Source organism: Pseudomonas sp. TNT3 (genome assembly GCF_010095445.2).
Lineage (GTDB): Bacteria > Pseudomonadota > Gammaproteobacteria > Pseudomonadales > Pseudomonadaceae > Aquipseudomonas.
This window is the reverse complement of the sequence record NZ_WFGV02000101.1, coordinates 1-9,596: the sequence shown is the minus strand read 5'-3', so window position 1 is coordinate 9,596 and position 9,596 is coordinate 1. Positions and strand designations below refer to the sequence as shown.

Here is a 9,596-nt window from a genome sequence, read left to right as displayed (position 1 = left end):
GGGGCGGGGGAGGGCTCGGCGGCAGGCGGCGCGGTGTCGACGGCCTCGAACAACATCGGAATCTGTTCCTGATCCTCGTCCTCGACCGTGTCGGTCAAAAGCGGGGGTTGCAGGTTGTCATCGCCGAGCAGTTGGCGGATCGACTCGAGGTCGTCCAGCAGATGCGCGGACTGTTGGTGCGTTTTTGGCGTGTCCATCGGAATACTCAGAGTCGCTGTAAACGGTGGTCTTGCAGAGGATAGCCCTGTTCGCGATAGAAGCGGAAACTCTCCCGCGCGGCCTGGCGAATCGTTGGCTCTTCTACCACCACTTCCGCCACGCGGGCGAACTGTTTGGCAAAGGCGGGCACTTTCAGGTCAAGGTTGACCAGCAGATCCTGGTGCTGACCGCAGTCGTCACCCAGTCCCAGCACGATCAAACCCTCCGGCTCGTTCTCGGCGGGCCCGTGTGGAACGAAACTTTCGCCCTTGAAGGCCCACAGGCGTGCATCAAGATCGTCGCGTTGGGCGGCATCGCTGCAATGCAGATAGATACGGTGCCCCATGCGCCACGCTTTTTCGGTGAGCTTGCAGGCGAAATCCAGCCGCGCCGAAGGATCGGCGCTGGGCAGGATATAGAAGTCGACTTTGGTCATTGCGGTTCCTGGAATCAACTTCCGCGGAATCTGTAGGAGCGAGCTTGCTCGCGAAGGTCGTCAACGATTGCGCGGGAAACCAGGTTAATCGCGGCGATCTTGAGTTTTTCGCGAGCCAGCTCGCTCCTACAGTAGTCAGTGAGCGATATTTAGGCCTTGGCGCGATCCAGCAGGTATTGGGTCAGCAGTGGAACCGGGCGGCCAGTGGCGCCTTTGTCCTTGCCGCCGCTGGTCCATGCAGTGCCGGCGATGTCCAGGTGCGCCCAGTTCAGGTTCTTGGTGAAGCGCGACAGGAAGCAGGCGGCAGTGATGGTGCCGGCTTTCGGGCCGCCAATGTTGGCGATGTCGGCGAACGGGCTGTCCAGCTGTTCCTGGTACTCGTCGAACAACGGCAGCTGCCAGGCGCGGTCGTCGGCGGACTGGCCGGCGCTCAACAGTTGGCCGATCAGTTCGTCGTTGTTGCCCAGCAGGCCGGAGGTGTGAGCACCCAGCGCAACGACGCAAGCGCCAGTCAGGGTCGCGATGTCGATCACGGCCTGTGGCTTGAAGCGTTCGGAGTAAGTCAGGGCATCGCACAGCACCAGACGGCCTTCGGCGTCAGTGTTGAGGATTTCCACGGTCTGGCCGCTCATGGTGGTCACGATGTCGCCAGGGCGCGCAGCGTTGCCGCTCGGCATGTTTTCGGCGCAGGCGAGGATGCACACCAGGTTGATCGGCAGTTTCAGCTCGAGCACGGCACGCAGGGTACCGAACACGCTGGCAGCGCCGCCCATGTCGTACTTCATTTCGTCCATGCCGGCGCCTGGCTTGAGGCTGATGCCGCCGGTGTCAAACGTGATGCCTTTGCCGACCAGCGCGTAAGGCTTCTCGGATTTCTTGCCACCGTTGTATTGCATGACGATCAGGCGCGGAGGCTGGGCGCTGCCCTGGCCGACGGCGTAGAACGAGCCCATGCCCAGGTCCTTGATCTTCTTCTCATCGAGGACTTCGACTTTCAGGCTTTTGAATTCCTTGCCCAGGTTCTTCGCCTGTTCACCGAGGAATGTCGGGTGGCAGATGTTCGGGGGCAGGTTGCCCAGGTTACGGGTGAACGCCATGCCATTGGCAATCGCGGTAGCGTGGGCCACGGCGCGTTCGACTTCAGCCTGGGCTGCCTTGATGGTCACCAGGGTGACTTTCTTCAGTGCGCGAGGCTCGGGTTTCTGGCTCTTGAACTGATCGAACGTGTACTCGCCGTCCACCAGGGTTTCGGCCAGCAGACGGGTCTTGCCGTAGCTGTCGCGACCTTTGACCACCACTTCGTCCAGCGCAAGCACTGCATCAGTGCCGCCCAGACCTTTCAGGGTGTTGAGGATGCCGGCGATCATTTTACGGAACGGGCGATCGCCCAGCTCTTCGTCCTTGCCCACGCCGACCAGCAATACGCGCTCGGCTTTGAGGTTCGGCAGGCTGTGCAGCAGCAGGCTCTGGCCGACTTTGCCGGCCAGGTCGCCGCGCTTGAGGACAGCGCTGATTGCGCCGCCGCTCAATTCGTCGAGTTGCTTGGCAACGGCGCCAAGTTTGCGGCCTTCGCTGATGGCGACGACCAGAGTGGCGGTCTTCAACGTTTCTGGGTTAACGCTTTTTACAACCAGTTCCATGTCCGGGCCCCTGAATCAATGGTCAACACGCAAGCGTATGAACTTGCTTATAAATAGAAAGACGCAAGACACGACCTGCGACAAAGGCCGCAGTTTGAACCTCGCCTGCTGCGCCTGACAACCCTCGGTCTTACGATTGTGGGCGCACGCCTGCTCGCAAGGAACCCGAGCCCGCCATGGGGTGTCAGACTTCCCGCTGCAGGGAGGCGATGATCCTCGGATCGCCGTCCGGAGCAGGCTTGCTCCTGCGCCCTGCGCGCCAATGCATTGCGCAGTGACAGGCGCGCACAATCACAGGATAATGCGCCATCTTTTCGGCGGCCCTGCCTTGCGGTCCGCCTGATATGTTTGCTTGTTTGGCCGCCTTCGCCTGACAACCCTGGAGTGTCTGGTTTGATTGTCTTTCGTTACCTATCCCGCGAAGTCCTGTTGACCCTGAGTGCCGTTAGCGCCGTGCTGCTGGTCATCATCATGAGCGGACGCTTCATCAAATACCTCGCCCAGGCGGCGGCAGGTCTTCTGGATCCGGGCTCGCTGTTTCTGATCATGGGTTTTCGACTTCCGGGTTTCCTGCAGCTCATCCTGCCCCTCGGGCTGTTTCTGGGCATCCTGCTGGCCTACGGTCGCTTGTACCTCGAAAGCGAAATGACCGTCCTGTCGGCCACCGGCATGAGCCAGCAACGCCTGTTCGCCATGACTCTGTTTCCGGCCACTCTGGTCGCCCTCGTGGTGGCGTGGTTGAGCCTGAGCCTGGCGCCACAAGGGGCCAATCAATTTCAGTTGCTGTTGAACAAGCAGGACGCCCTGACCGAGTTCGATACGCTGGAGCCCGGACGCTTCCAGGCGTTGCGTGACGGTACGCGGGTGACCTATACCGAAACGCTGACGGACGATCGTATCCATTTGGGTGGCGTGTTCATTTCGCAAAAGAACACGTCGTCGGACCAGAAGGATCGTGGTATTTCCGTGCTGGTGGCCGAAAAAGGCCGTCAGGAAATCCGCCCGGACGGCAACCGCTATCTGATTCTCGACAACGGTTACCGCTACGACGGCAGTCCGGGGCAGGCTGATTACCGTGCAATCAAATACGAAGAATATGGTGTTCTGCTGCCCAATCCGGATGTCAGTGACGAAGTCACCGACCGGGATGCAATGCCTACCAGCAGCCTCTTTGGTAGTGAAGACATCCGTTCGCGCACCGAGCTGCAATGGCGAATCTCGCTGCCATTGCTGGTGTTCATCGTCACGCTGATGGCGGTGCCGCTGTCGCGCGTCAATCCGCGTCAGGGACGTTTCCTCAAACTGCTACCGGCGATTCTTCTCTACATGGCTTACCTGACCATCCTGATTGCCGCCCGTGGCGCGCTGGAAAAAGGCAAGCTTCCGATGGCTTTGGGCCTGTGGCCGGTGCACGGAATCTTCCTGGCAATTGGCCTCGTCCTGCTTTATTGGGAGCCCATGCGCTTGAAACTGGCGAGTCGCCGCAGCGCGCTGGAGGTGGCCCGTGGTTAAGCTGGATCGCTACATCGGTAGCAGCGTGTTCGTGGCCATCCTGGCGGTATTGGGGATTATTCTCGGTCTGGCGACGCTGTTCGCCTTTATCGATGAGATGGGCGACGCCAGCGATACCTATACCTTGCTGGACGTCTTGAGCTACGTCCTGCTGACGGCGCCGCGTCGTCTCTACGACATGTTGCCGATGGCGGCGCTCATCGGGTGCCTGATCGGTCTGGGTAGCCTGGCCAGTAACAGCGAACTGACGATCATGCGCGCAGCCGGCGTTTCCATCGGCCGTATCGTCTGGGCGGTCATGAAGCCGATGCTGGTATTGATGGTCGCTGGTGTGTTGATTGGCGAATACGTGGCGCCCGCCACCGAAAGCGCCGCGCAAGCCAATCGTTCATTGGCACAAGGCAGTGGGGATGCACAAAGCGCCCGGCATGGCTTGTGGCATCGCCAGGGTGACGAGTTCATCCACGTCAACTCGGTACAGCCCAATGGCGTGCTGTATGGCGTAACCCGTTACCACTTCGATAAAGAACGGCACATGCTGTCGGCGAGTTTTTCCAAGCGCGCCGAGTTCGACAAGGATCACTGGCAGCTTAGCGACGTCACCACCACGCTGTTCCATGAGAAAAGCACCGAAGTGGTCACGACACCTGTAGAGCGCTGGGAAATTGCCCTGAGCCCGCAGTTGCTGAGCACTGTGGTCATGGCGCCCGAGTCGCTGTCGATTTCCGGCTTGTGGGGTTACATCCATTACCTGGCTGACCAGGGGCTGAACAACGGCCGGTACTGGCTGGCATTTTGGGTCAAGGTGTTGCAGCCACTGGTCACCGCTGCACTGGTGCTGATGGCGATCTCCTTCATCTTCGGTCCGCTGCGTTCGGTGACCCTCGGCCAGCGTGTGTTTACTGGCGTGCTGGTGGGGTTCACCTTCCGTATCGTCCAGGATCTGCTCGGCCCTTCGAGCCTGGTGTTCGGTTTCTCGCCGCTGTTTGCGGTGCTGGTGCCCGCCAGTGTGTGCGCCCTGGCCGGGGTCTGGCTGTTGCGTCGGGCCGGTTGATTCCGGGTATTTCCCAGCTTCGCCACTCTCAAGAAACGCCCCTGCCGCAAGGTCGGGGCGTTTTTGTATGCGCCGTCTGACCTGCAAACGTGACGCTTGCGCCGTGGATCAGGTACAATTCCCGGCTATTTTTCGGCGGGCTATGCCTGCAGCCTTTTTGAGTGTTGATCCGTGAGTGATTTGAGTCATATCCGCAATTTCTCCATCATCGCCCACATTGACCATGGCAAGTCGACGCTGGCTGATCGATTCATCCAGATGTGCGGCGGCCTTGCCGAGCGCGAAATGGAGGCCCAGGTGCTGGACTCCATGGACCTGGAGCGTGAACGCGGGATCACCATCAAGGCCCATAGCGTCACCCTGTATTACACCGCTCGCGATGGCATCAAGTACCAGCTGAACTTCATTGATACCCCGGGCCACGTTGACTTCACCTATGAAGTCAGCCGGTCGCTGGCGGCTTGTGAAGGTGCGTTGCTGGTAGTCGATGCCGGTCAGGGTGTTGAGGCGCAGTCGGTTGCCAACTGCTACACGGCCATCGAGCAGGGCCTGGAAGTCATGCCGGTCCTGAACAAGATCGACCTGCCACAGGCCGATCCGGACCGCGTCAAAGAAGAAATCGAGAAAATCATCGGCATCGACGCGACGGATGCGGTCGAGTGCAGTGCCAAGACCGGTCTGGGCGTCGATGAGGTACTCGAGCGCCTGGTGCATACCATTCCTGCGCCAACCGGTAACTACGAAGATCCGCTGCAAGCGTTGATCATCGATTCCTGGTTCGACAACTATCTGGGCGTTGTTTCCCTGGTTCGCGTGCGCCATGGCCGCGTGAAGAAGGGCGACAAGATTCTGGTCAAGTCAACCGGCAAGATCCACCTGGTGGACAGCGTCGGTGTCTTCAACCCGAAACACACCGCCACCGTTGACCTGAAGGCCGGCGAAGTGGGCTTCATCATTGCCGGCATCAAGGACATTCACGGTGCACCGGTCGGTGACACCCTGACCTTGAGCTCCACGCCCGACGTCGATGTGCTGCCAGGCTTCAAACGCATTCAGCCGCAGGTCTACGCCGGCCTGTTTCCGGTCAGCTCCGACGATTTCGAAGACTTCCGTGAGGCGCTGCAAAAGCTCACGCTGAACGATTCGTCGCTGCAATACACCCCGGAAAGCTCCGACGCCCTGGGCTTCGGCTTCCGTTGCGGCTTCCTCGGCATGCTGCACATGGAAATCATCCAGGAGCGCCTGGAGCGCGAGTACGACCTGGACCTGATCACCACGGCGCCAACCGTAATTTTCGAGCTGCTGCTGAAAACCGGTGAAACGATTTACGTCGACAACCCGTCGAAGCTTCCAGACCTGTCCTCTATCGAAGACATGCGTGAACCGATCGTGCGGGCCAATATTCTTGTGCCGCAGGAGCACCTGGGCAACGTCATTACCCTGTGTATCGAAAAGCGTGGCGTGCAGCACGACATGCTGTTCCTCGGTACCCAGGTCCAGGTGACCTACGATTTGCCGATGAACGAAGTGGTCCTCGACTTCTTTGACCGTCTCAAGTCGACCAGCCGTGGCTATGCTTCGCTGGATTACCATTTCGATCGTTATCAATCGGCTAATCTGGTGAAGCTGGATGTGCTGATCAACGGTGACAAGGTCGACGCCCTGGCGCTGATCGTGCACAAGGATAACGCGCACTACAAAGGTCGCCAGTTGACCGAGAAGATGAAAGAACTGATTCCGCGTCAGATGTTCGACGTTGCGATCCAGGCCGCCATTGGCGGTCAGATCATTGCGCGTACGTCCGTCAAGGCACTCAGAAAGAACGTATTGGCCAAATGCTACGGCGGCGACGTTAGCCGTAAGCGCAAGCTGTTGGAAAAGCAGAAGGCCGGTAAAAAACGCATGAAGCAAGTCGGTAACGTGGAAATTCCACAAGAAGCCTTCCTTGCAGTGCTCAGGTTGGATAGTTAGGTCCTATGTCACTAAATTTCCCGCTGTTGCTGGTCATCGCCGTGTTCGTCTGCGGCCTGTTGGCGTTGCTCGATCTGGTTATTCTTGCGCCGCGTCGGCGTGCTGCCATTGCTTCCTATCAGGGCAGCGTCAGCCAGCCTGACGGGATGGTGGTCGAGAAACTGAACAAAGAGCCGCTGCTGGTCGAATACGGCAAATCGTTCTTCCCGGTGCTGTTCATCGTGTTGGTGCTGCGTTCGTTCCTGGTGGAACCGTTCCAGATTCCATCCGGCTCGATGAAACCGACCCTGGATGTCGGCGACTTCATTCTGGTGAGCAAGTTTTCCTACGGGATCCGCTTGCCGGTGATCGACAAGAAAATCATCGAAGTCGGTGATCCGCAGCGCGGCGATGTGATGGTCTTTCGCTACCCGAGCGATCCGAACGTCAACTACATCAAGCGTGTAGTGGGCCTGCCGGGTGATCAGATTCGTTACACAGCGGACAAGCGCCTGTTCGTCAACGGCGAGTCAGTCGCCGAGCAGCTGGTGGGCTCCGAACCGGGCACGCTGGGCAGCGCCGAGCTCTACAAGGAAAAACTCGGCATCGCCGAGCACCTGATCCGCAAGGAAATGAGCCGCTACCGCGCAACGCCGGACCGTTCATGGACCGTGCCTGCCGGGCACTACTTCATGATGGGCGACAACCGCGACAATTCGAACGACAGTCGCTACTGGGATGATCCGAACATTCCCAAGGATCTGCTGGGCATGGTTCCCGACAAGAATATCGTCGGCAAGGCCTTCGCTGTCTGGATGAGCTGGCCAGAACCCAAACTCAGTCACCTGCCGAATTTCTCGCGGGTTGGCCTGATCAAGTAATCACACACGGCGCTGTTGAACACAGCGCCGAATGCATTTCTGGAACCGGCACAATCGGCCCCGGACGCATGAAAACAATGATATTCAGGATGTAATTTTTGAACACAGCGTTAATTGTCCCAAGCCCGCGCCGCACCACGGCGATGGCGGTGGAATCCAGCCACGAACTCAGCGTGGGTACACCGTGAGCGTTTCCTTAAGCCGTCTAGAGCGTCAGCTCGGCTACACCTTCAAAGACCAGGAACTGATGGTCCTGGCCCTGACTCACCGCAGCTTTGCCGGGCGTAACAACGAACGCCTGGAGTTCCTCGGTGATGCCATTCTCAACTTCGTCGCTGGCGAAGCGCTGTTCGATCGCTTCCCGCTGGCTCGCGAAGGCCAACTGTCACGCTTGCGTGCACGTCTGGTCAAAGGCGAGACCCTGGCCGTGCTGGCCCGTGGTTTCGACCTGGGCGACTACCTGCGTCTGGGTTCCGGTGAGTTGAAGAGCGGCGGTTTTCGTCGCGAATCGATTCTGGCCGATGCCCTGGAAGCGCTGATTGGTGCAATCTACCTGGATGCGGGCATGGACATGGCGCGCGAACGCGTTCTGGCCTGGCTGGCAGGTGAGTTCGAAGGCCTGACACTGGTCGACACCAACAAAGATCCAAAAACCCGTTTGCAGGAATTCCTGCAATCGCGCGGTTGTGAGCTGCCACGTTACGAAGTGGTGGATATCCAGGGTGAGCCGCATTGCCGGACGTTCTTCGTCGAATGTGAAATCACCTTACTGAATGAAAAAAGCCGAGGTCAGGGTGTGAGTCGTCGTATTGCCGAACAGGTAGCGGCCGCCGCAGCACTGATTGCCCTGGGTGTGGAGAATGGCAATGACTGATTCAACCGCAACACGCTGTGGCTATGTTGCCATCGTCGGCCGTCCCAACGTGGGCAAGTCCACGCTGCTGAACCACATTCTGGGCCAGAAGCTGGCGATTACCTCGCGCAAGCCTCAGACCACGCGGCACAACATGCTGGGCATCAAGACCGAGGGCGCCGTACAGGCCATCTACGTCGACACCCCCGGTATGCACAAAGGTGGCGAAAAAGCCCTCAACCGCTACATGAACAAGACTGCTTCGGCGGCGTTGAAAGATGTCGACGTGGTGATCTTCGTGGTGGATCGCACCAAGTGGACCGACGAGGACCAGATGGTCCTGGAGCGCGTCCAGTACGTGACCGGCCCGCTGATCGTGGCGCTGAACAAGACCGATCGCATCGAAGACAAAGCTGAACTGATGCCGCACCTGTCGTGGTTGCAGGAACAGCTGCCGAGCGCGCAGATCATGCCGATCTCGGCCCAGCACGGGCACAACCTCGAAGCGCTGGAGCGAGTGATCGCCGGTTACCTGCCGGAGAACGATCACTTCTTCCCGGAAGACCAGATCACTGACCGCAGCAGTCGCTTCCTGGCGGCTGAATTGGTGCGCGAGAAAATCATGCGCCAGATGGGCGCGGAGCTGCCGTACCAGATCACCGTGGAAATCGAAGAGTTCAAGCAGCAGGGCAAAACCCTGCACATTCATGCTTTGATCCTCGTAGAACGTGACGGTCAGAAGAAGATCATCATTGGTGACAAGGGCGAGCGCATCAAACGCATCGGCACCGAGGCGCGCAAGGACATGGAGCTGTTGTTTGACTCCAAGATCATGCTGAACCTCTGGGTCAAGGTGAAAGGCGGCTGGTCTGACGACGAGCGTGCCCTGCGTTCGCTGGGTTACGGCGACCTGTAAGACTCGGCTCCTGTACTCCAGAAATACCCTGTGGGAGATTCTATGTTGCCCAGCAACACAAAATTCTCAAGCCGATAGGTATTCGCTCTGATTTTTCATCAGAGCGAACGCCACCCGACAGAGCTTGCGAGCCAAGGCCACCAAAGCCTGAGTTTT

General features: G+C 59.0%; 8 protein-coding genes and 1 pseudogene. 6 read left to right on the top strand and 3 right to left on the bottom strand.

What is annotated here, in order from left to right; translation table 11 throughout:
- The 3 genes and pseudogenes from GBC55_RS29045 to GBC55_RS29035 all read right to left on the bottom strand — a co-directional run.
- A pseudogene (locus GBC55_RS29045) lies at positions 1–197 on the bottom strand (DNA polymerase III subunit chi); the annotation flags it as partial.
- A gap of 8 nt (positions 198–205) precedes the next feature.
- Positions 206–634, bottom strand: coding sequence for a DNA polymerase III subunit chi (locus GBC55_RS29040; protein WP_162441060.1), 429 nt, complete (start codon positions 632–634; stop codon positions 206–208).
- Positions 635–783: 149 nt separating this feature from the next.
- Complete coding sequence (locus GBC55_RS29035) at positions 784–2,274, bottom strand: leucyl aminopeptidase (RefSeq protein ID WP_162441059.1); 1,491 nt, start codon at positions 2,272–2,274, stop codon at positions 784–786.
- Between the two features lie 393 nt (positions 2,275–2,667).
- On the opposite strand from GBC55_RS29035, the gene lptF reads away from it, so the two are divergent.
- The 6 genes from lptF (at position 2,668) to era (ending at position 9,440) form a co-directional block, all read left to right on the top strand.
- The gene (lptF, locus tag GBC55_RS29030) at positions 2,668–3,786 is read left to right on the top strand and encodes an LPS export ABC transporter permease LptF (protein WP_162441058.1); all 1,119 of its coding nucleotides are present in this window, start codon (positions 2,668–2,670) and stop codon (positions 3,784–3,786) included.
- Positions 3,779–4,840, top strand: coding sequence for an LPS export ABC transporter permease LptG (gene lptG, locus GBC55_RS29025; protein ID WP_162441057.1), 1,062 nt, complete (start codon positions 3,779–3,781; stop codon positions 4,838–4,840). Before lptF ends, lptG begins: the two co-directional genes overlap by 8 nt.
- A 171-nt stretch (positions 4,841–5,011) precedes the next feature.
- On the top strand, positions 5,012–6,811 hold the full coding sequence (gene lepA, locus GBC55_RS29020; RefSeq protein WP_162441056.1) for a translation elongation factor 4: 1,800 nt from the start codon (positions 5,012–5,014) through the stop codon (positions 6,809–6,811).
- A gap of 5 nt (positions 6,812–6,816) precedes the next feature.
- Positions 6,817–7,671 carry a signal peptidase I gene (lepB, locus tag GBC55_RS29015; RefSeq protein WP_162441055.1) on the top strand — a complete coding sequence of 285 codons (855 nt, stop codon included), beginning with the start codon at positions 6,817–6,819 and terminating at the stop codon, positions 7,669–7,671.
- Positions 7,672–7,855: 184 nt separating this feature from the next.
- The gene (gene rnc / locus GBC55_RS29010; RefSeq protein WP_027924885.1) at positions 7,856–8,545 is read left to right on the top strand and encodes a ribonuclease III; all 690 of its coding nucleotides are present in this window, start codon (positions 7,856–7,858) and stop codon (positions 8,543–8,545) included.
- Positions 8,538–9,440 carry a GTPase Era gene (era, locus tag GBC55_RS29005; protein WP_162441054.1) on the top strand — a complete coding sequence of 301 codons (903 nt, stop codon included), beginning with the start codon at positions 8,538–8,540 and terminating at the stop codon, positions 9,438–9,440. Before rnc ends, era begins: the two co-directional genes overlap by 8 nt.
- Positions 9,441–9,596: the final 156 nt, after the last annotated feature.

Coding starts and splice junctions, on each gene's coding strand:
- GBC55_RS29040 (WP_162441060.1), bottom strand. CDS start 634: ATGACCAAAGTCGACTTCTATATCCTGCCCAGCGCCGATCCTTCGGCG.
- GBC55_RS29035 (WP_162441059.1), bottom strand. CDS start 2,274: ATGGAACTGGTTGTAAAAAGCGTTAACCCAGAAACGTTGAAGACCGCC.
- lepB (WP_162441055.1), top strand. CDS start 6,817: ATGTCACTAAATTTCCCGCTGTTGCTGGTCATCGCCGTGTTCGTCTGC.
- era (WP_162441054.1), top strand. CDS start 8,538: ATGACTGATTCAACCGCAACACGCTGTGGCTATGTTGCCATCGTCGGC.